Raw genomic sequence first — 24,318 nt, forward strand, 5'->3', positions numbered from 1 at the left:
AGTTCACTCCGGCCCGGCTCAGCCGGTGAACAGGCCGGCCAGCCACCGGCCGATGCCCTCGCCCGCGTTGGTCACCGCGAGGCCGATGACCGCCAGCGCGATGACGACGCCGCCGAGCCTGCGCATCACGCCCGCGTTGTCGCCGCGGCCGCCGCCCAAGTACAGCAGCAGCAAGGCGACCACCAGCAGCAGCAGGGGGACGACGTTGTCGAGAATCCACGTCCGCAGGTTGACGGTGTCAACGGACGTGGGCTCCTGCTGTTGAGCGAGATCCACGAATGCGGTGAGGATGGGGCTGCTCATCTCGATCTCCCAAGAGCGCGGAAGCGGTTCATCATCGGGGTGTGCTCCTGCGCGGCAGGTACGGGGTGCGCCTGGCGGTGCTGCGGGTCATCGGGTGCGGTGCCCGACGAGTACAGCATGAAAGGCGCATGATTGTCATTACGGCGGGTAGCTGCTGCGCAGCGTTCCGTAGACTCGAACCACCCTCCTGGTGCGTGCGCGGTGCTATCTGACCACATCCATCATCATCCGAGGAGGGCCGGTGGCCATCCCCCAGATCCGGAAAAATCATGTGATCAGCGCGAATCACCCGGTTGCACGCCGTGCGCTCACCGAGGGTGCGACAAGTCACAGGACTGTTTCCAGGCGTTGCCGGGCGGGGTTACTCCGTTCGGTGTACTACCGATCGGAGCAACCCGCCGGGCGCGGACGAGTCGGCCTGTAAGCCGGATTCTGTCCCGGGGCTCGCGCCCCGGCGGCGACCATCCATCTGGGCCCGCCGTCGCCGACGGGCTCGTGCGGCCTACCCGCAGACTCGGGCGGGCAGCCCTCGAGCGTCTGCGCAGGGGCCTCGCGGCCCCCTCTTGGCCTTGCTCCGGGTGGGGTTTACCTAGCCGCCCCGGTCACCCGGGGCGCTGGTGGTCTCTTACACCACCGTTTCACCCTTACCCAGCAGCGCGGGTCTCCCCGAGCGGCTGGGCGGTCTGTTCTCTGTGGCACTGTCCCGCGGGTCGCCCCGGGTTGCCGTTAACAACCACCCTGCCCTGCGGAGTCCGGACTTTCCTCGACGGTCTCCCGCCGCGGTCGCCCGGCCGGCTCGTCCGCGATCACCGAGGATACGCTTCCACCGAACGGTCGCCACCTCCCAGTGGGTGGACCGCGTTGGGGCACGTCACACGCGCTGGTCCACCCCCGTCACGCTCGGTGACCGGTTCCGCGCCCGGCGCGGACACCTCGGCTTGTCCGCTCCACCGGTGGCGCCTGCCCGCGCTGACGCCCCCAGCGGCGACCACCCGACCCCCTGTCGAGGAGCCCCCGTGGCCACAGCACTGATCGTCTCCGGCAGCCCGTCGCCCACCGCCCGCCCGGCCGCCGTCGCGGCGCACGCCCGGGCGGCGCTGGCGAGGGCGGGCCACACCTGCGCCACGCTGTGCGTGCGGGACCTGCCCGCCGTCGCCCTGCTCGCCGAGGACCGGGGCGACCCGGCCATCCGCGACGCCCTGCGCGCGGTCGAGGAGGCCGACGGCCTGGTCGTGGTCAGCCCGGTCTACCGAGCCGCGCACAGCGGCCTGGTGAAATCCCTGCTCGACCTGCTGCCCAGCGGCGCGCTCGCGGGCAAGGCGGTGCTGCCGCTGGCCACCGGCGGGTCGCAGGGCCACCTGGTCGCGCTGGAGTTCGTGCTGCGGCCGCTGCTGTTCGCCGTGGGCGCCACCAGGGTGCTGCCCGGCCACTTCGTCCCGGACCGGATGATCACCCCGGAGGCGCCGGGCAGCGCCCCCGGCGAGTCCATCCTGCCGCTGGCCGCGGCCGCGCTCACCGACGTGGTCGAGGCCTTCTGCGAGGCCCTCCCCCGCCCCGCCCAGGCCTCGTCACTGACGGGCTGACCGGAGGCGGCTCGTTAGATTGGGTCCATGGCCAATCGGAAAGCCATCCCCATCGCCGTCGCCGCGGCCGTCGTCGGCGCTGTCGGCTTCGGTCTGGTCTTCGGGGCGGCAGGCTCGGGCGAGGACCCCGGGCCGGCGCCGGACCAGGCCTTCGCCGCGGCGTTCACCGACGCCCTCACCCGTGCCGACCGGCCCTGGCTCACCGCCCACACCTGCGGTGGCCCCGTCGAGGACGTGACCGACGACCTGCTCGCGTTCGGCGGCGCGTACCGCCCCAACGGCGTCATGTCGGCCGCTTCCGCGCTGACCTTCCTCGTGGAGTCCGAGCGCGTGGACGCCGAGGGCGACCCCCAGCGCTGGGTGACGGCGACCGCGCGGCCGACCGACGACGCGTGGTGCGTCTCGGAGATGCGGGTGATCAGCGGCTAGGTCGTAGGTGGGAGGTGTCGTTGACCAGGCGGACCGAGGCGTTGCCGTCCGGGTAGAACTCGGCGACCGACAGCGACGCCAGGTCCAGGTGCAGCCGGTAGAGCAGCGACGGGCCGACGTCGAGGGCCAGCCGCAGCAGGGTCTTGATCGGCGTGACGTGGGTGACCAGGACGACGGTGGCGCCCGCGTGCTCCTCGATCACCTCGTCGAGTGCGGCGCGGACGCGGGCGTGGACGACGTCGAAGCTCTCGCCGCCCGGCGGGGGCACCGAGGTGTCCGACAGCCAGCGGCGGTGCAGGGCGGGGTCCGACTCGGCGGCCTCGCCGAAGGTCATGCCCTCCCAGTCGCCGAAGTCGGTCTCGATGAGGCCGGGCGAGGTCCGCACCGCGCCGCCGGTGGCCGCGGCGACCGCGTCGGCGGTCTGGCGGGTGCGGGCCAGCGGCGAGGCGAGGACCGGGGTGTCGGCGGTGACGCCGTCGAGCGCGGCGACCCGGGCGCCCGCGGCCGCGGCCTGGGACCCGCCCAGCTCGGTCAGCGGGACGTCGCCGCGGCCGGAGTAGCGGCGCTCGACCGACATCGCCGTCTGCCCGTGGCGCACCAGCAGCAGCCTCGTGGGCGTCCCGGACGCGCCGCTCCACCGGGCGGGGCCGGACCGCGCGGGCTCCGGCGCGTCAGAGCCGTCGGAGCCGTTGCGGTCGATCGACTCCCCGTCCATCGCCCGGTTGGCGAGGCGGTCGGCGTGGGTGTTCTCCGCGCGCGGGATCCACCGGTAGTCGACGCGGGCGAACCCGGTGGCCAGCTCCTTGGCCTCGGCTGCCAGCGGCTTCATCGACGGGTGCTTGACCTGCCAGCGCCCGGCCATCTGCTCGACGACCAGCTTGGAGTCCATCCGGACCTCGACCTCGGTCGCGCCCAGCGCGGCGGCGGCGCGCAACCCGGCGATCAGCCCCCGGTACTCGGCGACGTTGTTGGTCGCGACGCCGATCGCCTCGGCCCGCTCGGCCAGCACCCCGCCCGCCGCGTCGAAGACCACCGCGCCGTACCCGGCGGGCCCGGGGTTGCCCCGCGACCCGCCATCCGCCTCGACCGCGACCCGCATGTGCTCAGAGCCCCGATTCCGCCGTGCGCACCAGGATCGCGCCGCACTCCTCGTGCTCGACGACCTCGTCCGCGCCCGCGGCCTTGATCTGGGCCAGCTCCCGCCGGTCGATCTCGATCTGGCAGGCGCCGCAGCGCCGGGCGCGCAGCAGCGAGGCGCCGATCCCGCCGCGGGAGCGCTTGCGCTCGTAGAGGGCCAGCAGCGGCTCGGGCAGCGCGGCGACGACCTTGACCCGCTCGGCGTCGCGGCGGGCCTGGGTGGTGTCCAGGTCGGCGAGGTTCTCGTCGCGGCGGCTGGTCGCGGCGGTCAGCGCCGCGGTCGCCTTGTCCAGCTCGACGGCCGCGTGCCGCAGGTCCATCTCGACGGCCTCGCGGCGCTCCATCAGCTCCAGCAGGTCGTCCTCGAGCACCGACCGGCGCCGCAGCAGGGTGCCCAGCTCGTGCTCGATGTCGGTGAGCTGCTTGCTGCCCAGGGTGCCGCCCGCCATCAGCGACCGGTCGCGCTCCTCGCGGGAGCGCACCGCGTCGATCTCCTTCTCCTGCCTGGCCACCTCGCGGTCGAGGTCGTCGAGCTGGGTCTGCACGGCGACGCGGGCGTCGGTGCCGCCGCGCACGGCCTGCTCGGCCGCGGCGACCTCGGCCAGCTCCGGCATGGTCGTGCGCCGGTGCAGCACCCGACCGAGCTCGGCGTCGACCTCGGCGAGGTCGAGCAGTCTGCGTTGAGCGGCGGGATCAGCTTTCACCCGGTGGACCTCCCGGTTCGGGACGCCGCACCGGGGGACTGGGCTGTCCAGGGATCGGTGCGGCGCGTGGAGACGAATGTGTCGACCGTACCGCCGAGCCCCGCGCGCAGGACGCCTGCCGCCTGCTCGCACCACGGCCACTCGCTGGCCCAGTGCGCCACGTCGACCAGCGCGGGCCCGTCCCCGGCCGCCACGTGCTCGGCGGCGGGGTGGTGGCGCAGGTCGGCGGTGACGAAGGCGTCGACCCCGGCGGCGGTGGCCGCGCCGAGGTAGGAGTCGCCAGCCCCGCCGGAGACGGCGACGCGGCGGATGGCGCGGCCGGGGTCGCCCGCGGCGCGCACACCGCCCTCGGTGGCGGGCAGCGCGGCGGCCACCCGCTCGACGAACACGGCGAACGGCTCCGGCTCGGCCAGCTCGCCGATCCGGCCGATCCCGGTGCGGCCGTCGGCGTTGGGGCTCAGCGGCCCGGTGACGGTGACGCCGAGGGCCGCCGCGAGCGCGTCGGACACCCCGGGGTCGGCGGAGTCGGCGTTGGTGTGGGCGCAGTAGAGGGCGATGCCCGCGCGGACCATGCGGTGCACCAGCCTGCCCTTGTGCGTGTCCGTCCCGACCCCGTGCACGCCCTTGAGCAGCAGCGGGTGGTGGGCGACGATGAGCTGCGCGCCGCGCTCGACCGCTTCGTCCACAATGGACTCGACTGGGTCCACGCAGAGCAGCGCGCGGGTCAGCGGGTCGGCCGGGTCGCCGCAGACGAGCCCGACGGCGTCCCAGCTCTCGGCGAGCTCGACCGGGTAGGCGGCCTCGAGGGCGGCGATGGCGTCGCCGACGGTCGTCATGAGAGCAGGACCTCCTGGGTCTGGAACAGGCGAACCGCCTCGACCAGCGGGTCGCACTCGCGGGGCGCGCGCACCGCGACCCGCACGTGGTCGGGGCCGAGCCCGGGGAACGTGTCGCCCCGCCGCACAGCGATCCCCGCGCCACGCAGGGCGGCCCGCAGCGCGGTCCCGTCGGGCACGCGCAGCAGCAGGAACGGGGCGGCCGCGGGCCCGGTCACGCGCACGCCGGGGATCTCGGCGAGCCGGTCGGCCAGGTCGGCCCGGTGCACGGCGGCGACGTCGGCCGCCCGCTGGGCCTCGGCGACGGCGGCCGGGCCGCAGCAGGCCTCGACCGCGGCCAGCGCCAGCGCGCCGACTGGCCACTGTGGACGACTGTGGGCGAGCGCCGCGAGCAGGCCCGGGTCGCCCAGGGCGTACCCGGCGCGCAGGCCGGGCAGCGCCCACGTCTTGGTGAGGCTGCGCAGGACCAGCAGGCCGGGCGCGCGCAGTCCGGTGAGCGTCTCCGGCTCGCCGGGGACGGCGTCCATGAACGCCTCGTCGACGACGAGCACCCGCCCCGGCCGCGCCAGCCCGAGGACGGCGTCGCGGCGGTGCAGGGCCGAGGTCGGGTTGGTCGGGTTGCCGACGACGACCATGTCCGCGTCGTCGGGCACCAGGCCCGGGCGCAGCGCGTACCCGTCGGCGGGGTCGAGGAGGACGTGCTCGACGGGCACCCCGGCCGCGCGCAGCGCCACCTCGGGCTCGGTGAAGGACGGGTGCACCAGCGCGGCCCTGCGCGGCCGCAGACCGGGCAGCAGCGCGAACCCCTCGGCGGACCCGTTGAGCACCACGACCTCGTCCGGCCGCCTGCCGTGCCGATCGGCCACCGCCGCCCGGGCCCGCAGGTCGTCCGCGGCGCAGGGATAGCGGCCCAGCCGGTCCAGCGCCTCGACCAGCACACCCCGCAACCAGTCCGGCGGCCCGTCACCGCGCACGTTGACGGCGAAGTCGCGCAGCCCCGGCTCGGCGTCCACGTCGCCGTGGTGGCGCAGCCTGTCGTCCATGGGGTGGAGTCTAGGTTTCGTGGACACTGGGGTGGTGACTCGCTCCGGAGACCCGCTGCACATCTGCTTCGTCTGCACGGGGAACATCTGCCGCTCCCCCATGGCCGCCCTGGTGTTCGCCGAGCACGTCCGCCGGGCGGGCCTGGCCGACGAGGTGCGGGTGAGCAGCGCGGGGACCGGCGGCTGGCACGTGGGCGACGGGGCGGACCCGCGCACGGTCCGGGTGCTGGTCGACGGCGGCTACCCGGCCGACCACGCCGCGGCCCAGGTGGCGGCGGAGCACCTCGACGCGGACCTGCTGGTGGCACTGGACACCGGGCACGAGCGGGCGCTGCGGCGGCTGGCGGCGGACCCGGGGCGGGTCGTGCTGCTGCGCGACTTCGACCCGGACGCGGGCCGCGACCGCGACGTGCCGGACCCGTACTACGGCGACGACGCCGGGTTCGCCGAGGTCATGGCCATGGTCGAGGCCGCGATGCCGGGCATGGTGGCCTGGGTGCGGGACCGGCTGTGAGCCCCGTGGGACGGGGCAGCGGCGGGGTACGGGCCTGGCCCCGGGGGCAACGGTGAACCCCGCTCTCGCCGTCAGCGAGCTGATGGGCGTCGAGGTCGTGGGGACGCACGCGGTCAAGGACTCGGTGTTCGAGGTGGACCTGGCGGACGGGGACCTGGTGGTCGCCAAGTTCCACGCCGACGCGGGCAAGGCTGGGGTGGAGGCGTGGGGCCTGGGCTGGCTCGCCGAGCCGGGCGCGGTGGCGGTGACCCAGGTCCGGGCCGTCGACGAGCACTGGCTGGTGATCGACCAGGTGGAGCCGGGGCAGGCGTCGGCCACCGCGGCCGAGGGGCTGGGGCGGGGGCTGGCCCGGCTGCACGCGGCGGGGGCGTCGGCGTTCGGCGAGGGGCCCGCGGAGTCCTGGATCGGCGGGCTGCCGATGGCGTGCGTGCCGGGCCAGTCGTGGCCGGAGTGGTTCGCGGCGCACCGGATCGAGCCCTACCTGCGCCAGGCCGTGGACCGGGATCTGCTGGACCCGGCGGCGTCGCGGCTGGTCAGCGAGGTCTGCGCGCGCATCGGCGAGTTGGCCGGGCCCGCCGAGCCGCCCGCCCGGCTGCACGGCGACCTGTGGAACGGCAACGTCCTGTGGGACCGCGCGAACCTGGCCTGGCTGATCGACCCGGCGGCCCACGGCGGGCACCGCGAGTCCGACCTGGCCATGCTGGCGCTGTTCGGTTGCCCACACCTCGACCGCGTGCTGGCCGCCTACGACGAGACCCGCCCGCTGGCCCCCGGCTGGCAGGACAGGACCCCGTTGCACCAACTGTTCCCGCTCCTGGTGCACGTGGTCCTGTTCGGCCCCGGGTACGCCGCCCAGACCCTGACGGCGGCCCGGCGGGCACTGTCCGCCTGACCTTGGCTTACCGTGGTGGGGTGAGGTTGAAGCTCCTGCTCCGCCCGGGTTGGCTGCTCCTGGCGCTCGTCGTCGTCCTCTTCGCGGTGACGTGCTTCACCCTGCTCGCCCCCTGGCAGTTCGGCCGCAACTCCGAACGCCAGGCGACGAACACCGCCCTGGAGTCCTCGACCGACTCGGCCCCGGTCCCGCTGCGCGAGGTGCTGGCCGCGGGCCAGACCCCCGACAACTCCACCGAGTGGCGCCGAGTCACCCTGCGCGGCGCCTACGAGCCCGCGGGCGGGGCCGTCGCCCGCCTGCGCACCGTGCAGGGCAACGCCGCCTTCGAGGTCCTCACCCCCTTCCGCCTGGACGACGGCACCCACGTCCTGGTCAACCGCGGCTACGTCCGCCCGGTCGGCGGCGTCCGCGTCCCCTCCTTCGCCGCCGCCCCCACCGGCCCCGTGGACCTGACAGCCCGGATCCGCGTCGACGAACGCGACACCCGCCCCGCCTTCCAGGACGCGACAACCGACGGCCACCGCCAGGTCTACGGCATCAACTCCCGAGTGGTCGGCGACGCGGCGAACATCCCCCTCGCCCCCGGCTACCTCCAACTGGAAGAGGGCTCCCCCGGCGTCCTGTCGGCCCTGCCGCTCCCCCAGCGGGAGGCGGGCCCCTTCTTCTCCTACGCCCTGCAATGGATCGCCTTCGGCACAATGGGCATCCTGGGCCTGATCTACTTCACCTGGCGCGAGATCAAACCCGGCGGCGCTCTGGCCCAGTCCCGCCCGAAGAAGCTCTCAGTGGCCGAGCAACTGGCCCAGGACGAGGAATACACCCGCACCTGATCCCGGTTCTCGAAGAAGTACGCCCAGCTCAAGACGAGTACGGCGCCTTGGCCTTCTCCGCCGCCAACATCAACGCAGGCCGCAACTCGGGCCAGTAATACTCATCCTGGCACGCGAACGGCGGCAGAAATCCATCACACCCCCGCCCCTTATTATCCCCAACCTCAATCGTATAAGCAGCAACACCCAACTTGTCGTAAACCCAGTCCTCAGTGCCCCCTGACGCGTCATACAGAATCTCGCCCGCTTGACCGGAGTCATAACCGAGTTGGTCGCCCAGTCGCCGCCCGAAGGCCCGCAGGGCGGCGTCATTACCGGTCTGCACAGCGGCATCGTGCCCCCAGGGGTGAAGAACCTGGGCAGCGTCAGCGTGCATGGTGATGAACATGCCCGCGGTGTCAGCCGGGGCAGCGGAGGCGTCACCATCCTCGCGCTTGTCCTCATAGAGGTCCGCGATCAAACCCTCCAGCGCCGAGTTCTCCACCTCGGAGTCCGGGCTCGGGCCGAGGTAGATCTCGCTGCACGGGTCGTCGGAGGTGCCGCTCTCACCCCAGTGCGAGCCCGCGTTGCGGTTGAGGTCGACGCCGGTGGAGCCGACGCCGCAGTCCTGGTGGGAGTCGTTGGCGTTCTTGCGCTGGAGCACCGGGGTGTCGCCGCCGGAGGCGACGATGTCGACGCCGTCGGGGTTGGCGACCGGGACCACCCACATCTCCACCGAGTCCATCAGCGCGGTGACCGCCGGGTCGGTGCCGTAGCCGTCGGCCAGGTGGTCGATCCAGCGGTAGGAGACCTCGCCGGTGCTGATCTCACGGGAGTGGATCTGCGAGATCAGGAAGAACTTCGGCTTGCCGCCCGCCGCGCGGGTGCAGTCCGACCCCGTCTTGGCCGTCAGGCAGATCGCCTTCAGGTCGTTGCCGCCGCGGCCCTGCTCCTTGAGCCACGACGACCCGTAGGTCAGCACCGAGGCCAGCTCCGGGTGGGCGGCGGCCACGGCGTCGAGGTGCGCGTACTGCCCAGCGGTCGTCTGGTACCCGCCGTAGTAGGTGTTCGCGGCGGCCGAGCGCGCGGTCACCGGCGACACGGCACTGCCCGAGGGAACCGCGCTCAGGCCCATCGCCCGCACCTGCTCCGCCGCGTCCGCTCCGAGCACGAACAGGTCGTGTCCGGAGCGGCGTTCCAGCAGGTCGACGCCGGAGGCCAGCAGCTCGTCAGAGCGTTCCAGACCACCGGGCACCCGGTAGACCTGCGAGGCGTCGGGGGCCGGGGCGGACTGCGCGGGTGGCGCCGCCAGCAGGGTGCCCGCGGCGAGCGCGATCGCCGCGGCGGCAGCGATGGGATATCGGCGTCGCATCATGGGCAAAACGCTAGTCGGACAGTCACCAACCGATAACCGACGGAAGTCGGAAAACTACACCAGATCGGGTATCAGCAGGTCAAGCAGCATTTCTTCGGGCACGGACCACCCTGCGCGCAGCGCATCACCCAAACGGGGGTCCCACGGCGTCGGCCCCACCTCGCCGTCCAGCGGCGGCAGGTCGATGCCCTCCGACCGGGCCAGGTCCAGCGCCGAGCGGTAGTCGTCGGCGCCCATCCGCCACGGCGTCCCACCGGTCAACGACAGCACCTCGCGCACGACCAGCAACCCAGCCGCGTCGAAGTCCCCGTGCACCCGCAGGTCGACGCGCAACGACGCCAGCCGGGCCAGCAGCATCCGCGCCGCCACCCCGAGCCTGCCCGCCAGGCACACCAGGTCGACCGGTCCAGCGACCTCGGCCAGCCGCGGGCTCGAGCACACCCACACCACCGCGCCCGGCGGCACCACCGGCACAGTCGCGACATCGCGCAGCGCCACCACGCTCCCGCGCCACACCACCGTCGACGACAACCCGTCCACGGCCACCCCGCAGCGCTCCCACAGCCGCCGCTCCGCCTCAGCGCCGCGCGGCAACGGCACCCCGTGCGCCAACGCGGCCGCCCGCAGCACCAACGCGGCCAGCTTGCGCCCCCGGTCCAGGCCGACCCCGGCCAATTCCGCCCGCGGCACCCACACCGTCGGCACGGCACCCGGGTCGAGGTTGATCCTGGCCAGCACAGCGGCGGCCTCCACGGCGGGCCCGGCCAGCCGCTCCGGCGCGATCTTGGCGTACCGGCGCACCTGGTCCACCCACACCGAGGCCCACGGAGCCGTCGACAGCCCCGCGGTGGTCAACGCGTCCCGCAGCAGCTCATCAACCCACTCGTCGCGCGACGGGGACGCGTCTCCCGCAACGACCTCTTGGCCGTGCACCGCCGAAAGCACGTCCGTCAGCCCACAGTGGAACGACGACGCCCGCAGCAGCGCGTCGAGCTCCTCGACCGGGAAGGTCATCCCGATCCCGGCCGTGACCGGCACCCCGAGCAGCTCCGAGACCGCCGCGGCCGCCGCCGGGTCCGGGGCCTTGTAGCCGAAGCGGGCCTGTCCGCGCCGCACCGCGGCCAGCGCCTTGCGCCAGAGCACGACGTACTCGGGCCGCCCGAAGGCCTCCGCCAGCGCGCTCACGGGTCGTCCCGGTCCAGGCCGGAGCCGTCCCACGTGGTGTGCGTGCAGGCCACGCCGTGCCCGGACTTGGGCCGCAGGACGTCGTAGATGTGCATTCGGGGGATTCGGTCGGACACGCCCCACCCGCTGGGCCAGGTGATCACCCAGTCCATGTCGAGGTCCACCAGCAGCTCGAGCATCCGGGCGATGGTCGGGTCGTCGAGCCGCTCGAACGCCTCGTCGAGCAGCACCAGCCGCAGCGGCGACAGCCGCGACGACGCGGCGACCCCGGCGGAGATGGCGCCGTAGAACGCGGCGGCGGCGGCGAACAGCGTCACGTACGAGATCAGCCGGGTCTCGCCGGAGGAGAGCTGGCGCAGCCTCCGCGAGCGGGGCTTGGCGTCCGGGCCCGTGTCGCGCACGCGCACGGTGAAGGCGAACCAGGACCGGTAGTCCAGGGCGCGGGACAGGATCTCGGTGAACCCGCCGGTCGCGGTGTCGCGCTCGGCCTCGATCCGCTCGGTGAACACCTGCTGCAACCGGGCGTCCTGCTCCTCGGTGCGGTCGGCGAACGGCACGCGCAGCAGCTTGAGCGCCTCCAGCGTCGGCTCGTCGAGCCACGCCGCGGGCCGCCAGTCGAGCTGGACGTGCACGCCCTGGCTGGACCGGGCGGTGTCGAGCACCTCGTTCATCCGCCGGGTCAGGTCCTCGGCGACCGAGATCTGCGCGGACAGCCGCTCGGCCAGCTCGCGCACCAGGTGCAGCGCGAAGATCTCCTGGTACTGCTCGGACAGGAACCCGCGCCGCTCGGCCAGCCGCTCGGCGACCCGGCGCGCGGCGTCGGCCACCGGGGCGGGCCCCTCCTCGCCGGAGACGACGACGGTGAGGATGCCCGCGTGCCGCTCCGGCAGCACGTTGTGCGTGCCTGCCAACGACGCCTGCAAGGCCTGCAACCTGGTCAGCGCGCTCTCCTCGCCCGGCAAGCGCTTGCTCTCCGCCACGGCCGCCGCGAGCAGCGCGAACGCGTCGCGGTCGGAGTCCGGGCGGGGCTCGTCCACCGCCGCGTTCCACACCCCGGGGGCGGCCAGCGCCTCGGCGAACGCGGCCGCGGCGGCCTCGGCGGCGGCCCGCTTGCCGTCGATCTCGCCGGTGCGGGTGTCGAGCAGGGTCTCGGTCTTGACGACCTTGTTCGACAGGTCCACGGCGGCCTTGCGGGCCTGGGGCAGCTCCGCGCGGGCGTCGCGGCGGCGCTGCTCGACCTGGGTGAGCTGCCGCGCCACCTCCTCGGCCTCGCCGCCGACCGCGGAGGTCAGCTCGCTCAGCGCGGCGGCCTCGCGCTGGAAGTCGGCGCAGCGCTCGTCGGCGACCCGCTCGGCGACCGCGCGGTCGTCGGTGGCGGCGTTGTGGTCGTGCAGGGCGTCGACGAGGTCGCGCACGGTCCCGGCGCACCGCTTGGCCAGCGCGTCGCGCAGGGCCGCGGCGGCGTCGCGGGCGGTGGTGGCCGCGCGCTGGGCGTGCCGCAGCGCCTCGGTGTCGGCGGTGAGCCCGGCGGCCCCGGCGTCGCGGACCAGCTCACCCGCCGCGGCGCTGACCCGGCCGGTGGCGGCGGCCTGCTCGGCGCGGCGGCGCTCGGCCTTGCGCGCGGCGTCGTCCGCCTGGGCGGCTGCCTGGTCGGCGGTGGCGCGCGCGCCGATGACGTCGCGGTCGTCGGGGAAGGAGTCGAGGTGGCGGTCCCAGGTCTCCACGGCCGTGGAGTGCTGGCCCACCACGGACTCCGCGGCGGACAGCTCGGTGTGCAGGGCCTCCAGGGACGCGGACAGCTCCTCGGCCGTGCGCCGCCTGGTCGCCGCCCGCGCGCCCGCCCCGACGAACTCGGCTTCCACCTTGGACAGCGCGCCGCGCAGCACCCCGGCCTGCCACCGCCCGTCGGACCACAGGCTCAACCCGGGCCCTTCGGCGCCGTGCGACACCGACGCCAACACGCCCGCGACGACGTCCGCCGACACCGGGCTGTCCGGGTCGACGGCGGGGACCAGGACCTCCGACAGCGCCGACGGGACCGGTTCCCCGGCGGCGGCGAGCACGCCGGGCACCGACGCGTCGACCTTCCCGTCAGCGCTCACCCACGCCGCCAGCAGCCCACTGGCCTGCAACGCGGCCTCGAGCCCGGCCCGCTCCCCCGCGTCCAGCCCGGGCGCGAAGTCGACGAGCCGGTAGAACGGCGCGCCCGCTGCGGGGTCGCGGTCGGCGGCGCCGAACGGCGGCGCGGGCGGGGTGGCGTCGACGCCGTTGCGCAGCTCGATCAGCCGCGCCTCGGCGGACTTGATCCGGCCGACCAGCTCGTCGACGACCTGGCGCGCGGCGACGACCCGCTGGCGCAGGCCGGACAGGTGCGGGGCGGCCCAGTCGCGGGTGGCGGCCCGCGCCGAGCGGGTCGCGTCCGGCTGGGTCAGGACGTCCTTGGCCGCGACAGGGCGCGGCGGGCGCGGGGTGTGCTCGTCGGCGAACGGGCCGGACGCGGCCCAGCGGCGGGCCTTGTCCGCCCAGACCTCGACGGCGTCGGCGAAGCGCTGCCTGGCCTCGTTGCGCCTGCCCGCGGCCTCGGTGGCCTCGATCTGGGCGTCGCGGGCCTGGGCCGCCTGCTTGTCGAGGTCCTGGCGCTCGCGGTCGAGCTTGAGCGCGCGCTCGTGCAGCGCCATGGCCAGCGCGGCCCGGCCGCCGACCTGGGCGCCGATCGCCTGGACCCGCTCGGCGGCGGCGGCGAACTCGCCCGCGAGCGCGTCCGGGGCCAGCTCCGGCGGGGTGCGCCGCTGCACCTGCAACGGCTCGGCCTCCGGGTCGGGCTTGGCCCGGACCCGGTCGGTCACCACGACGGGCACCGCGTCCGGGGCGGCGGGCACCCCCGGGCACAGCGCGGCGTCGAGCCCGGCGGCGACGAGGCTCTCGGTGGTCGTGCGGGCCAGCTCGGCGGCGTCCTCGACGTCCCCGCCGAGGCGGCGCAGCACCGACAGCACCGTCTCCACCGCGCGGTCGGCGTGGTTGCGCTGCACCCCGGCGTGGTCGAGCGCGGCGACGGCGGACTCCCGGGTGCGCTCGACGAGCTTCTCCCGGTCCCGCAGGTCGCGCAGGCCCTGGTAGGCGGGCATCGACTTGAGCGAGTCGATGGTGGTCTCCAGCTCGGCGTCGCGCTCCTCCAGGCCCGCCACCAGCTCCTCGGCCGCGGCGCGCGCCCGGGACTCGGTGGCCAGCCTCGTGCGCAGCTTGTCGATCTCGGTGTGCGCGGTGTCCAACGACTTGCGCGCGACCTCGGCCTTGGCGCCGCAGCCGTGCAGGGCGCCCAGCGCGTAGCCCGCGTACCCGGACAGGAAGGCGCCCATCGCGGTGTCGGCGCTGCTGAGGCGGCCGATGTTCTCCCGGATCGACTCCAGGTCCTCGAACGAGGTGGCCAACTGCTCGACGACGGTGACGTCCAGCGGCGGCAGCGCGTCGGTGAGGATCTGCTCGAGCTGCCCGTCCTGCACCTTGAGCCCGATGTCGGGGTTGCGCAGGGTGCGCTGCAGGTGCAGCAGGTCGCCGTAGCGCGGGGCCGGGAGGCCGTAGACGGTCTCGGCCACCTTCGCGCGGAAAGCCTGCTCGTCGTACACGCGGTCCGCGCCGAGCACGTCCCGCAGGGCCGCCGGGCCGAGCGGGACGCGGTCGGCCGTGGCGAGGGTGAAGTGCGTGCCGACGCGGCTGGGCGTGACGAACCGCCAGGAGTCGCTGATCTGCTGCGAGGTGGCCGAGGCCTTCACACCGATGCCGCAGGTCAGGTAGTCGTCGCCGCCGGTCGGGGTGGTGCGGTGCAGCTCGATCCAGGCGTAGCCGATGCGGTTGGGGCCGCCGTCGTAGTCGTCGAGCATCAGGCGGCGGATCGACACCGTGCCCGCGCCCTTGGACCCCAGGTGGCGCAGGTCGCCGTCGAGGCACAGCGGCAGCAGCAGCTCCAGCGTGCGCGACTTCCCGGACCCGTTGGTGCCCTGGAAGATCGCGCGGCCGCCGGAGAAGTCGAAGGTCTGCTCCCGGTACTGCCAGATGTTGACCACACCGCCTCGGTGCAGCCGCCAGCGGCCGAATCCGGGATCTGCGGAGGTCACAGGCTTCCTTCCTGGCCGTCGAACAGGGACCAGCCCGGTTCTTCAACGGGGGCGGGGCCCGCGGGGGCGCGGGCCGGGGTGTCGTCGGGCTGGGGCAGCCAGCGGTGCGCGGCGGGGCTGAGCAGCAGGCCCGCGTGGTCCTCGGCGGCGAGCGCGAGCCTGCGCAGCAGGTCGATCACGGCGTCGACCAGGTCGTGGATGTTCTCGGTGGCCTGCCGCGACCACGCCGCCGGGTAGTCGGCGATGAGCCGCTCGCAGGTCCGGCGGATGTCGCCGGAGCCGATCCGCACCCGGCCGTCGGACCGGGGCTCGGCCTGCGCGACCGCCAGCAGGTCCGGCAGGGCGAGCAGGGTCATGCGGGCGACCGTGCCGGGGCCGGGGAAGACCACGTCGGTCAGGTACTCCTCCGGGTCGGTGACGGCCACGCCCTCGGCCCGGATCTCGGTGACCAGGCCGAAGCAGCGCTCCAGCAGCACCGACTCGCGGCGCTGGCCCCGGCGCAGCCAGTCGGCCTGCTCGGGCGTCAGGTCCGCGTGCAGGGTCACCGGGTTCTCCACCAGCATCCTGCGCACCTCGTGCTCGACGGTGGAGCTGGTCTCCCCGGCCGACGGGCCCAGGAGCTGGGCCAGCAGGTCGGTGTGCACGGTGATCAGCGCCTCGGCCTCGCTGACGGCGCCGTCGGTCTCGGTGATCACGCCGAGGCCGACGAGGTGGCGCAGCGCGGCGGTCAGCGAGCGGCGCTCGGCGAGGTCGTCGACCAGGGCGATGCCCGCCTCGGCCGCGGTGGAGCGGATGTCGGCGACCAGCCGCGACAGCAGCACCTGGCGGCCCGCGCCGGTCAGCGCCGCCGCGGCCAGGCACAGGTAGGCGTACCCGCGCGGGGTCAGCCCGGCCTCGCCGCGGGTCGGGTCGTCGTCCGGGCCGACCTTGTGCAGGCGGGCGAAGCGCCGCTCGACGACGAGCCGGTAGCCGAGCAGGGTCGCGAACATCTCCTGCAGCGGCACGCGGTGCCGGTAGACCAGGGGCAGCAGGTCGCCGTCCGGCCCGCCGACGCGCAGCAGCGGGTGGCGCAGCAGCACCTTGGCGCAGCGGGCGACGTTGGCCGCGTCGATGTCGGACAGGTCGTCGAGCGCGGTGGGCAGGCGGGAACGGGTGTCAGCGCGCATCCGCGCCCCGCTTCGTCTCGGCGCGCGTGATGTCGACGACGGTGTCGCGCAGGGTCAGGGTGCCCGTCCTGCTCCGGATGTTGGTGGTGCGCCCGGCCGACGGGGTCAGCCGCAGGGTCAGGCCGCGCACCTGGTCGGTGGCGCTGCCCGGGTCGTCCGCGCCCTCGCGCTGGGCCATGGCCAGGGTGAGCAGCTCGCACAGCGCCGACAGGGCCGTGGCGGACAGGACCGCGCTGTCCAGGTCCTCGGCCGCCTCGGCCAGCTCGGCGGAGGCGGCCTCGCGCTCCTCGTCGGCCTCCCGGGCGGCGGCCAGCAGGCCCTGCTCGGTGATCGGGTCGTCCATGATCCGCGACGTCCGCCCGCGCGCGCCCCGGTCGCCGCGGCCGCGCACGCTGACCGACACCTCGACCGCGGGCCCGTCGGCCCACGGGGTGTGCTCGTCGTCGCCGTCGTGCTCGGGGGCGGGCAGCAGGGTGCGCGCGGAGTGCAGCCCGAACGCGCCCGCGTAGAGGCAGTGCGCCTCGTCGGGGGTGGCCCGGTCGAAGCGGGCGGCCAGCGCGACCAGCTCGGTGCGCCTGCTCGGCAGCAGCCCGCCGCCGGTGGTCGCCCGGCGCACGGTGGCCAGCAGCGCGCCGATCGCGCGGGTCGTCGCGTCGCGCAGGGCGGTGACCTGGCTGGGGTTGCCGGGGCGGTCGGCGAACCAGTCGGTCAGCTCCTGCCAGTCGGCCTCGGCGCGGCCCCTGGTGCGCTCGACCACGGCGCCGAGCTGCTCGGCCGGGCGCAGCAGCCGGACCAGCTCGGCGCGGGTCGGGGCCAGCTCGGCCAGCGCGGCGGCGATGCTCGGGGTGTGCCGCAGGACGTCCTCGACGACGAGCTGGATGTACTCGACGAGCAGGTTGCGGAACCCGGAGATCTCCTCCGGCGCGAGGTGGTGGCGGGTGAGCACCTGGCCGAGGTAGGCGTAGAAGTCGCGGACGGTGGCGGCCAGCTCGGCGTGTTGCAGGAACAGCGTGGTGACCCGCTCGGCGAGCTGCTCGCGGGCCCGGCGGGCGGGCAGCGACCCGGGGTCGCGCCCGGTGCGGCTGATCGCGGTGGCCACCGTCGCGCCCAGCTCGCCGAGGCCGCGCTCGATGGCGGGCAGCAGCTCCCGGGACACCTCGCGGGCGCCCTCCGGGACGCGCAGCAGCTCGTCGACGTCGCGCTGCACCCGCACGGCCAGCTTGCCGACCTGGTAGCGCATCGAGCCCTGCTGGAACTCCGCGATGGACGAGGCGATCGTCTCCCGGCGGCCGTGCACCAGGTTGCCCCACTCGACGAGCTGGCGCAGCCGGGGGATGACGACGTCGATGTGCGACTCGCCGATCTCGAGCTCGCCGTCGCGCTCCACCGCGGCCAGCGCGGAGGCCACCTCGCCCGCGGACAGGTCGGCCAGCAGCGTCGAGGTGAACAGCCGCATGATCGCCAGGTAGGTGCGGTGGTGCTCGCGCGGCTGCAGGTAGGCGTAGAGCTGGAGCCTGCGCTGGGCGTCGGCGCCGAGCTGGCTCGATGGGTCTGGCTCCACGGCGGGCCACGATAGCCGCCGGGACCGACGCCCGCGCATCCCGGGCGGGTCGTCGCGATACGGTTTCGCCTGCACGGGGGACTCACACGCTGGGAGGGGACGTGACGCTGGCGCGCGCCGTGGGCCTGCTGCTCGGCTTCGCCGCCGACGCGGCCCTGGGCGATCCCCGCCGCTACCACCCGGTCGCGGGCTTCGGCAGGCTCGCCGGGCGGCTGGAGCACGTCCTGCACCGCGACTCGCGCGCGCCCGGCGCCGTCTACACCGCGGTCCTCGCCGGGGGCGCGGTCGGCCTCGGGGTGCTCGCCGAGCGGGGCCGCCCGGCCGTGCGGGTGCTGACCACGGCGGCGGCGACCTGGGTCGTGCTGGGCGGCAGGTCGCTGGCCGCGGAGGGCGCGCTCATCGGCAAGCACCTGGACTCCGGCGAGGTCGAGGCCGCCAGGGCCCGGCTGCCGCACCTGTGCGGCCGCGACCCGTCGTCGCTGGACGCCGCGGCCATGGCCAGGGCGACGGTGGAGTCGGTCGCCGAGAACACCTCGGACGCGGTCGTGGCCCCGCTGGTGTGGGGCGCGGTGGCGGGCGTCCCCGGCCTGCTCGGCTACCGCGCGGTCAACACGATGGACGCCATGGTCGGGCACCGCTCGGCCCGCTACCGCAACTTCGGCTGGGCCGCCGCCCGCCTCGACGACCTGGCCAACCTGCTGCCCGCCCGCCTCGCCGCCGCCCTGACCGTCCTCGGCGCCCCGGTCGTCGGCGGTAGCAGGCGCGACGCCTGGCTGGCCTGGCAGCGCGACGCCGCCGCCCACCCCAGCCCGAACGCGGGCCGGGTCGAGGCCGCCTTCGCGGGCGCCCTGGAAGTCCGCCTGGGCGGCCGCACCGTCTACGCCCACGGCGTGGAGGACCGCCCCGTCCTGGGCAACGGCCGCATGCCCGACGCGGGCCACGTGACCCGAGCGGTCGAGCTCTCCCGCGTCGTGGGCATCCTGACCGCCGCGGTGGCCGCCCTCATCGCCCTGCTCACCCGCCGCTGACCCCTGTGGACGACCGGCCCCCTGTGGACAACCCACCTCAGCGCCCCGAAACCGTCAGACTCCCCCGGTAGCGTTGAAATCGGGGGTCCCCAGGGCCGGATGATCTTGATGGCCCGGGCCGCCCGATGTCTGGCCGGTGCGCGTCACCAGACGGGCAGGTCGCCCTCGCCGGGGGTGACGCGCAGATCGGACGCGTCGATGGCGACGTCGTTGATGGAGGCCTCGCGGCGGCGCATGTGGCCGAGCGCGTCGAACTCCCACAGCTCGTTGCCGTAGGAGCGCCACCACTGCCCGTCGGCGTCGTGCCACTCGTACTGGAACCGCACCCCGATCCGGTTGTCCGTGAAGGACCACAGGTTCTTGCGCAGGCGGTAGTCGAGCTCGCGGTTCCACTTGTCGGTGAGGAAGGCGACGACCTCCTCGCGCCCCCGGACGTGGTGGCCGCGGTTGCGCCACTCGGTGTCGACGGAGTAGGCGCTGGCGACGCGCTCGGGGTCGCGGCTGTTCCAGGCGTCTTCAGCGGCCTGGACCTTGGCGAGGGCGGTCTCGTCGTCGAACGGCGGAAGCGGCGGGCGCGGCTGGTCAGAAGCGGTCATGCCCCCATGCTCGCGGGGCGCGGGATGCGCCCACCAGTGGCAGGAAAGACCCTTATCGCACGGATCTGGCCATGATGCTGCGGACCGAACTGCTAGAGGACCAGGCTGAGCGGGTAGATGATGGCGATGGCGACCACGGAGATCAGCGTCTCCATCACCGACCAGGTGCGGATGGTCTGCCCGACGGTGAGACCGAAGTACTCCTTGACCAGCCAGAACCCGGCGTCGTTGACGTGCGAGAAGAAGACCGAGCCCGCGCCGATCGCCAAGGCCAGCAGCGCCGCCTGGACAGGCGGCAGGCCCAGGGCCAGGTCGCCGATGATGCCCGCGGCGGAGATGGTGGCGACGGTGGCCGAGCCGGTCGCCAGGCGGATGGCCACGGCGATCAGCCAGCCGAGGATGATCGGCGAGAGCGCGGCCCCGTCGGCCAGGCGGGTGACCGTCTCACCGACCCCGGCGTCGACGAGGGTCTGCTTGAACCCGCCGCCCGCGCCGACGATCAGCAGGATGCCCGCGATCGGCGGCAGCGACGACGACAGCGTCTCGCCGACGCGGTCGCGGGTCAGGCCCGCACCGCGGCCGAGGGTGACCATGCCGACCAGGACCGCCGCCAACAGGGCGATCAGCGGGTCGCCGACGAAGTCCAGCGCGCCGCGCACCGGGTTGCCCTCGGCCAGCACGATGCCTGCCAGCGCCTTGCCCATCATCAGCACGACCGGCAGCAGCACCGTGGCCAGGGTCGCGGTGAAACTGGGCCGGTGGTCGGGCGTCTGCTCGCGGGCGGGCGGCTCCGGCGGCCGCGCCACCGCGACCCAGCCGACGGCGACCTTGGCGAACAGCGGACCGGCGACGACCACCGTCGGGATGGCGACCAGCAGGCCCAGCCCCAGGGTCAGCCCGAGGTCGGCCTGCAGCGCGTCGACCGCGACCAGCGGGCCGGGGTGCGGCGGGACCAGGCCGTGCAGCACCGACAGCCCGGCCAGGGCGGGGATGCCGAGCAGCATGACGTTCACCCGCGCCCGGCGGGCGGCCAGCAGCACCACCGGGATCAGCATGACCAGGCCGATCTCGAAGAACATCGGCAATCCGATGAGGACGGCCACCAGCGTCATCGCCCACGGCAGCCGCCGGACCCCGGACCTGCCCATGATCGTGTCGACGACCTGGTCGGCGCCGCCGGAGTCGGCGAGCAGCTTGCCCAGCATCGCGCCGAGGGCGATCAGCACGCCCACACCCGCGACAGTCGAGCCGACACCGTCGGAGAAGCTCTCGATGAGCTGACCCGTCGGCATGCCCGCGGCCAGGCCGAGCAGCCCGGAGCCGAGGATGAGCCCGAGGAACGGGTGCAGCTTGAGCTTGGTGATCAGCAGGACGATGAGCGCGATCGCCGCCAGGGCCGAGCCGATCAGCCGCCAGTCGGCGCCACTCACCGAGCCAATTCCTCGACCACCCGCCCGGTGAGCACGTCGGGCGGCTCGGTGATGTCGAGCCGCACGCCGCGTTCGTCCTCGGCCAGCGGTTCGAGGTCGGCGAGCTGCGAGGCGAGCAGCGCCGGGGGCATGAAGTGGCCGCTGCGGTGACCGATCCGCTCGGCGAGGACGGCCTCCGGTCCGTCGAGGTGGACGAACACGACGCGGTCCGGCGCGGCGCCGCGCAGCCGGTCCCGGTAGCGGCGCTTGAGGGCGGAGCAGGTCACCACCCCGCCGCCGTCCGCGACGCGCTCGGCGACCCACTCGGCGATGGCGTCGAGCCAGGGCGCGCGATCGGTGTCGGTCAGCGGGATGCCGGAGGTCATCTTCTCGATGTTGGCCTGGGAGTGGAACTCGTCCGCCTCAGCCAGCGGCACGCCGAGGCGCTGTGCCACCTGCGCCGCGATGGTCGTCTTGCCCGACCCCGACACGCCCATCACGACGACCACTGTGTGTTCAGCCATCGAACCAGTGAAACCCAAAAGTAGTACTTATTCAACCCGACATCGGGTTTTAGTCATATCAGTGGGAGAATGAGCCCCGTGACCTCCGGACTACCCGCGCAGCTCCTGGCCACACTCGGGACGGCGATCGTCAACGGCGACCTGTCGCCCGGCGCGGTCCTGCGCACGGGAGAAGTGGAACGCGCGCACGGTGTCTCCCGCACGGTCGTCCGCGAGACGCTGCGCGTCCTGGAGTCGATCGGCCTGGTGAGCAGCCGCAGGCGGGTGGGCATCACTGTGCTGGGCCGCGACGCGTGGAACCTGCTCGACCCGCTGGTGATCCGGTGGCGGCTGGCCGGGCCGCACCGCGCCGAGCAACTGCGGTCGCTGACCGCCCTGCGCGCGGCGGTCGAGCCGATGGCCGCGCGACTGGCGGCGCACGCGGCGACACCGGACTCGGCGGCCGAGCTGACCCGGCTCGCGGTCAGCCTGCGCGCGTCGACGCACGACCCTGGGGTGTTCCTCGGCCACGACATCGCCTTCCACCAGCAGGTGCTGGCGATGTCGGGCAACGAGATGTTCGCCCAGCTCACCGACGCCGTCGCCGAGGTCCTCACCCACCACAACCCCCTGCCCAGCCGACCCGACGCGACGGCGGTCGACCTGCACTGGCGGGTGGCCGCGTGCGTGGCGCACGGCGATGGACCCGGCGCCGAGACGGCGATGCGGGCCATCGTCGACCAGGTCGGGGCCGAACCGGGCGAGCTGCTGGGCGCTACGCCCCAGCCTCCGCCCAGCCGCTGATCATCTGCCGGGCGATGGACGTCGCCCCGGGCAGCACCAGCCCGTCCACCGCGCCGCCCGCCTCCAGCGCCGCGCGGACCACCGAGCGCGGGACCCAGCGGGCCTGCTCGATCTCGCCGTCGGCGGGCACCAGCGGCGCGCTCGGGTCGGCCGTGGCGACGAACCCGATCATGATCGACCGGGGGAACGGCCACGGCTGACTGCCCAGGTAGCGGATGTCGCTGACGAGGACCCCGACCTCCTCGCCGATCTCCCGCTCGACGCAGGCCTCCAGCGACTCCCCGGTCTCGACGAACCCGGCCAGCACCGAGAACCGGCCCTCCGGCCAGATCGGCTGCCTGGCCAGCAGCACGTTCTCCCCGTTCTCGCCGACGCCGTCGTGCACCAGGCAGATCACCGCGGGATCGGTGCGCGGGTACTCCTCGCGACCGCACCCGGTGCAGTGCATGGCCCACCCGGCCGCCACCGGGGCGACCGGGCTGCCGCACTTGGCGCAGAACCTCGAGCGGGCGTGCCAGTTCGCCAGGCCCACGGCCGTGGTGAACAACCCGGCCTCGGTGTCGTCGAGCAGCGCGCCGATGGCACGCAGGTCGTGCCACTGCTCGCCCGCCTCGGACACCTGGCCGGTCCACGGGCCCCACGAGTTGGGCGGCGCCACCGTGCCCGCACGCATCGGCTCCTCGCCGAGCACCGACCAGTAGGCGGTCTCGTGGACGACGCCGAGCAGCCGGGCGTCGGCCGGCCGGCTCGGCGCCACCGACAACGCCGGGCGCGGCGAGAGCTTGCTGGCCCCGTCGCGCACCGGCGTGCGGCCGAGTTCGTCGACCAGGACGACCTGCCCGGTCGCCCAGGACTCGTCGAGCTTGCCCTCGTCCTTGCGCAGCGCCTCGTCCCGCAGCGCCGTCGCCCGGGACAGCGCGGGCAGTGCCGGGAGTTGGAAACCGGTCACGGGAAGGTGACCCCGCCCAACGCCCGCACCGGTCCGAGCGTGGCGGCGTCGCCCACGATGACGCCGGTGAACCGGCTGGGCGCGAAGAACTCGCGCGCCACCTCGGCCACCTGCTCCGCCGTGACCGCCTTGAGCCGATCGGGCTGGCCGAGCAGGTAGTCCACGCCCAGGCCCAGCATCGCCAGCGCCGCGATCTGCGAGGCCAGCCCGCCCTGCGAGGAGGTGGCGATCAGCAGCGAGCCGATCGCGTACTCCCGCACGGTCTCGACCTCGGTCTCGGTCGGCGGGGTGACCCCGAGCTTGCCCAGCTCGTAGCGGATCTCCAGCAGCGCGCCTGCGGTGACGTCGGAGGCGGTGTCGGTCTCGACCATCAGAGTCGCGCCGTCCGGGGTGAACTCGAAGTACGAGCGCGCGTGGTAGGTGTAGCCCTTGTCCTCGCGGATGTTCTCCACCAGCCGGGAGGAGAAGAAGCCGCCGAAGGCCAGGTTCGCGAGCTGCAGCGCCGGGTAGCGCGGGTCGGTGCGCACGATCGACTGCGCCGAGAGCCGGAACTGCGACTGCACCGCGCCCGGCCGGTCGACCAGCTTGAGCTCGCCCGGGGTCAGGTCCGGCAGCGGCGGCAGCGCGACGGCGGCCTTGTCCGAGCTCCACCCGGCCAGCGCGGCGGTTGCCGCGGCAACCGCGGTCGCGGGCTCGACGTCGCCGACCAGCACCAGCACCGAGCCGCGCGGCAGCACGGCCGCTCGGTGCAGGGCCCGGACGTCCTCGGCCTGGACCTGGGCCACGTCCTCGGCCTCGGGCATCTCACGGGTGATCGGGTGGTCGCCGTAGCGGTGCTTCTGCAGCGCCTTGCGGGCGATCATGGCGGGCTGCGACTCGGCAATGGTGATCCGCTCGATGAGCCGGGCGCGCTCGCCCGCCACCTCGTCGTCGCTGTGCACCGCGCCGGTCAGGGCGTCGGCGAGCACCTCCAGCAGCGTGTCCAGCCCGCTGGCCAGGGCGTTGCCGCCGACCGCCAGCACCTCGGGGTCGACCGAGGCGGCCAGCTCACCGCCGACGAGGGCCAGCTCGGTGTCCACGCCGACCCGGTCGCGCTTGGCGGTTCCGGTCAGCACCGTCGCCGCCAGCACCTCGGCGGTCGCGGCGTGCAGCGGCGCGTCGCCCGCGAAGGGGACGCGCAGCCGCACCTCGACCATCGGCACGGTCGACTGCTTGACCACGACCACGCGCAGGCCGTTGTCCAGCACGGTGTCCACGTAGGACAGGTCGGTGGCCGCCCGGTGCTCCCCGAGCGGCGGCAGCGGCCGGGGTCCCAGCTCGGTGCGGCCGATCTCCTCGGCGGTGCGGCTCACTTGCGTCCTCCAACGTCGTTACGGTCGC

Annotated in this window: 22 protein-coding genes and 1 other RNA gene; 7 read left to right on the top strand and 16 right to left on the bottom strand. The window is 74.4% G+C overall.

Annotation, left to right across the window (positions count from 1 at the left end; genetic code table 11):
• Positions 1-18 precede the first annotated feature (18 nt).
• Both GCL84_RS03745 and rnpB read right to left on the bottom strand, forming a co-directional pair.
• Entirely contained in the window at positions 19-303 is a 285-nt protein-coding gene (locus GCL84_RS03745; RefSeq protein WP_235925972.1) for a hypothetical protein, read from the bottom strand.
• Between the two features lie 405 nt (positions 304-708).
• Positions 709-1,102, bottom strand: an RNA gene (gene rnpB, locus GCL84_RS03750) — RNase P RNA component class A.
• A 217-nt stretch (positions 1,103-1,319) separates the two neighbouring features.
• Between rnpB and GCL84_RS03755 the strand changes: the two genes are divergently transcribed.
• Both GCL84_RS03755 and GCL84_RS03760 read left to right on the top strand, forming a co-directional pair.
• Positions 1,320-1,886, top strand: a complete 567-nt coding sequence (locus GCL84_RS03755) for an NAD(P)H-dependent oxidoreductase (protein WP_197522997.1) — start codon at positions 1,320-1,322, stop codon at positions 1,884-1,886.
• A gap of 27 nt (positions 1,887-1,913) precedes the next feature.
• Positions 1,914-2,315 (top strand): hypothetical protein, encoded by a 402-nt coding sequence (locus GCL84_RS03760; protein ID WP_156753920.1) that lies wholly within the window; start codon positions 1,914-1,916, stop codon positions 2,313-2,315.
• On the opposite strand, the gene GCL84_RS03765 is transcribed toward GCL84_RS03760, so the two are convergent.
• From GCL84_RS03765 to cobC, 4 genes are read right to left on the bottom strand one after another with little or no spacing between them, the layout of a single operon-like run.
• Positions 2,305-3,414 carry a bifunctional RNase H/acid phosphatase gene (locus tag GCL84_RS03765; protein ID WP_156753921.1) on the bottom strand — a complete coding sequence of 370 codons (1,110 nt, stop codon included), beginning with the start codon at positions 3,412-3,414 and terminating at the stop codon, positions 2,305-2,307. The genes GCL84_RS03760 and GCL84_RS03765 overlap by 11 nt on opposite strands.
• 4 nt (positions 3,415-3,418) lie before the next feature.
• On the bottom strand, positions 3,419-4,156 hold the full coding sequence (locus tag GCL84_RS03770) for a zinc ribbon domain-containing protein (RefSeq protein WP_156753922.1): 738 nt from the start codon (positions 4,154-4,156) through the stop codon (positions 3,419-3,421).
• Positions 4,153-4,992 carry a Nif3-like dinuclear metal center hexameric protein gene (locus tag GCL84_RS03775; protein ID WP_156753923.1) on the bottom strand — a complete coding sequence of 280 codons (840 nt, stop codon included), beginning with the start codon at positions 4,990-4,992 and terminating at the stop codon, positions 4,153-4,155. The genes GCL84_RS03770 and GCL84_RS03775 overlap by 4 nt, the downstream gene beginning before the upstream one ends.
• Positions 4,989-6,035 (bottom strand): Rv2231c family pyridoxal phosphate-dependent protein CobC, encoded by a 1,047-nt coding sequence (gene cobC / locus GCL84_RS03780; protein WP_197522998.1) that lies wholly within the window; start codon positions 6,033-6,035, stop codon positions 4,989-4,991. Before cobC ends, GCL84_RS03775 begins: the two co-directional genes overlap by 4 nt.
• On the opposite strand from cobC, the gene GCL84_RS03785 reads away from it, so the two are divergent.
• The 3 genes from GCL84_RS03785 (at position 6,034) to GCL84_RS03795 (ending at position 8,271) form a co-directional block, all read left to right on the top strand.
• Positions 6,034-6,549, top strand: coding sequence for a low molecular weight protein-tyrosine-phosphatase (locus GCL84_RS03785; RefSeq protein ID WP_197522999.1), 516 nt, complete (start codon positions 6,034-6,036; stop codon positions 6,547-6,549). The genes cobC and GCL84_RS03785 overlap by 2 nt on opposite strands.
• 82 nt (positions 6,550-6,631) lie before the next feature.
• Positions 6,632-7,441 carry a fructosamine kinase family protein gene (locus tag GCL84_RS03790; RefSeq protein ID WP_156753953.1) on the top strand — a complete coding sequence of 270 codons (810 nt, stop codon included), beginning with the start codon at positions 6,632-6,634 and terminating at the stop codon, positions 7,439-7,441.
• A gap of 20 nt (positions 7,442-7,461) precedes the next feature.
• On the top strand, positions 7,462-8,271 hold the full coding sequence (locus GCL84_RS03795) for an SURF1 family cytochrome oxidase biogenesis protein (protein ID WP_156753925.1): 810 nt from the start codon (positions 7,462-7,464) through the stop codon (positions 8,269-8,271).
• Positions 8,272-8,299: 28 nt separating this feature from the next.
• Here the strand turns inward: GCL84_RS03795 and GCL84_RS03800 are convergent, their stop codons facing one another.
• The 5 genes from GCL84_RS03800 to GCL84_RS03820 are packed head-to-tail and all read right to left on the bottom strand — an operon-like array spanning position 8,300 to position 17,649.
• A complete protein-coding gene (locus tag GCL84_RS03800; RefSeq protein WP_156753926.1) occupies positions 8,300-9,625 on the bottom strand; it encodes a M14 family zinc carboxypeptidase in 1,326 nt (441 codons plus the stop codon).
• A gap of 54 nt (positions 9,626-9,679) precedes the next feature.
• Positions 9,680-10,810, bottom strand: coding sequence for a TIGR02679 domain-containing protein (locus GCL84_RS03805; RefSeq protein ID WP_197523001.1), 1,131 nt, complete (start codon positions 10,808-10,810; stop codon positions 9,680-9,682).
• Entirely contained in the window at positions 10,807-14,922 is a 4,116-nt protein-coding gene (locus GCL84_RS03810; RefSeq protein WP_156753928.1) for a TIGR02680 family protein, read from the bottom strand. The genes GCL84_RS03805 and GCL84_RS03810 overlap by 4 nt, the downstream gene beginning before the upstream one ends.
• Positions 14,919-16,088 (bottom strand): TIGR02678 family protein, encoded by a 1,170-nt coding sequence (locus GCL84_RS03815; protein ID WP_156753929.1) that lies wholly within the window; start codon positions 16,086-16,088, stop codon positions 14,919-14,921. The genes GCL84_RS03810 and GCL84_RS03815 overlap by 4 nt, the downstream gene beginning before the upstream one ends.
• Positions 16,078-17,649: a DUF2397 domain-containing protein gene (locus GCL84_RS03820; protein ID WP_235925974.1), complete on the bottom strand. Its 1,572-nt coding sequence runs from the start codon at positions 17,647-17,649 to the stop codon at positions 16,078-16,080. Before GCL84_RS03820 ends, GCL84_RS03815 begins: the two co-directional genes overlap by 11 nt.
• Before the next feature lie 101 nt (positions 17,650-17,750).
• Here GCL84_RS03820 and GCL84_RS03825 point away from each other — a divergent pair, with 101 nt between their 5' ends.
• Positions 17,751-18,677, top strand: a complete 927-nt coding sequence (locus tag GCL84_RS03825; protein ID WP_156753931.1) for a cobalamin biosynthesis protein — start codon at positions 17,751-17,753, stop codon at positions 18,675-18,677.
• A gap of 143 nt (positions 18,678-18,820) precedes the next feature.
• On the opposite strand, the gene GCL84_RS03830 is transcribed toward GCL84_RS03825, so the two are convergent.
• From GCL84_RS03830 to GCL84_RS03840, 3 genes are all read right to left on the bottom strand, one after another.
• Positions 18,821-19,273 (bottom strand): nuclear transport factor 2 family protein, encoded by a 453-nt coding sequence (locus GCL84_RS03830; protein ID WP_156753932.1) that lies wholly within the window; start codon positions 19,271-19,273, stop codon positions 18,821-18,823.
• Positions 19,274-19,365: 92 nt separating this feature from the next.
• The gene (locus tag GCL84_RS03835; protein ID WP_156753954.1) at positions 19,366-20,712 is read right to left on the bottom strand and encodes a GntT/GntP/DsdX family permease; all 1,347 of its coding nucleotides are present in this window, start codon (positions 20,710-20,712) and stop codon (positions 19,366-19,368) included.
• On the bottom strand, positions 20,700-21,206 hold the full coding sequence (locus tag GCL84_RS03840) for a gluconokinase (RefSeq protein ID WP_156753933.1): 507 nt from the start codon (positions 21,204-21,206) through the stop codon (positions 20,700-20,702). The genes GCL84_RS03835 and GCL84_RS03840 overlap by 13 nt, the downstream gene beginning before the upstream one ends.
• A gap of 69 nt (positions 21,207-21,275) precedes the next feature.
• Here GCL84_RS03840 and GCL84_RS03845 point away from each other — a divergent pair, with 69 nt between their 5' ends.
• Positions 21,276-21,989, top strand: a complete 714-nt coding sequence (locus tag GCL84_RS03845) for a FadR/GntR family transcriptional regulator (RefSeq protein ID WP_156753934.1) — start codon at positions 21,276-21,278, stop codon at positions 21,987-21,989.
• On the opposite strand, the gene nudC is transcribed toward GCL84_RS03845, so the two are convergent.
• Positions 21,961-22,938: an NAD(+) diphosphatase gene (nudC, locus tag GCL84_RS03850; protein WP_156753935.1), complete on the bottom strand. Its 978-nt coding sequence runs from the start codon at positions 22,936-22,938 to the stop codon at positions 21,961-21,963. The two genes, GCL84_RS03845 and nudC, sit on opposite strands and share 29 nt — an antisense overlap.
• Positions 22,935-24,290: a M16 family metallopeptidase gene (locus GCL84_RS03855; protein ID WP_156753936.1), complete on the bottom strand. Its 1,356-nt coding sequence runs from the start codon at positions 24,288-24,290 to the stop codon at positions 22,935-22,937. Before GCL84_RS03855 ends, nudC begins: the two co-directional genes overlap by 4 nt.
• Positions 24,291-24,318: the final 28 nt, after the last annotated feature.

Source organism: Actinokineospora pegani (genome assembly GCF_009745975.1).
Classification (GTDB): Bacteria; Actinomycetota; Actinomycetes; order Mycobacteriales; family Pseudonocardiaceae; genus Actinokineospora; species Actinokineospora pegani.

What these genes read in the sequence shown, in the direction of transcription:
- GCL84_RS03745 (WP_235925972.1), bottom strand. Translation starts at nt 303, where the DNA reads ATGAGCAGCCCCATCCTCACCGCATTCGTGGATCTCGCTCAACAGCAG.
- GCL84_RS03760 (WP_156753920.1), top strand. Translation starts at nt 1,914, where the DNA reads ATGGCCAATCGGAAAGCCATCCCCATCGCCGTCGCCGCGGCCGTCGTC.
- GCL84_RS03765 (WP_156753921.1), bottom strand. Translation starts at nt 3,414, where the DNA reads ATGCGGGTCGCGGTCGAGGCGGATGGCGGGTCGCGGGGCAACCCCGGG.
- GCL84_RS03775 (WP_156753923.1), bottom strand. Translation starts at nt 4,992, where the DNA reads ATGACGACCGTCGGCGACGCCATCGCCGCCCTCGAGGCCGCCTACCCG.
- GCL84_RS03785 (WP_197522999.1), top strand. Translation starts at nt 6,034, where the DNA reads ATGGGGTGGAGTCTAGGTTTCGTGGACACTGGGGTGGTGACTCGCTCC.
- cobC (WP_197522998.1), bottom strand. Translation starts at nt 6,035, where the DNA reads ATGGACGACAGGCTGCGCCACCACGGCGACGTGGACGCCGAGCCGGGG.
- GCL84_RS03790 (WP_156753953.1), top strand. Translation starts at nt 6,632, where the DNA reads ATGGGCGTCGAGGTCGTGGGGACGCACGCGGTCAAGGACTCGGTGTTC.
- GCL84_RS03800 (WP_156753926.1), bottom strand. Translation starts at nt 9,625, where the DNA reads ATGATGCGACGCCGATATCCCATCGCTGCCGCCGCGGCGATCGCGCTC.
- GCL84_RS03815 (WP_156753929.1), bottom strand. Translation starts at nt 16,088, where the DNA reads ATGCGCGCTGACACCCGTTCCCGCCTGCCCACCGCGCTCGACGACCTG.
- GCL84_RS03830 (WP_156753932.1), bottom strand. Translation starts at nt 19,273, where the DNA reads ATGACCGCTTCTGACCAGCCGCGCCCGCCGCTTCCGCCGTTCGACGAC.
- GCL84_RS03840 (WP_156753933.1), bottom strand. Translation starts at nt 21,206, where the DNA reads ATGGCTGAACACACAGTGGTCGTCGTGATGGGCGTGTCGGGGTCGGGC.
- GCL84_RS03845 (WP_156753934.1), top strand. Translation starts at nt 21,276, where the DNA reads ATGAGCCCCGTGACCTCCGGACTACCCGCGCAGCTCCTGGCCACACTC.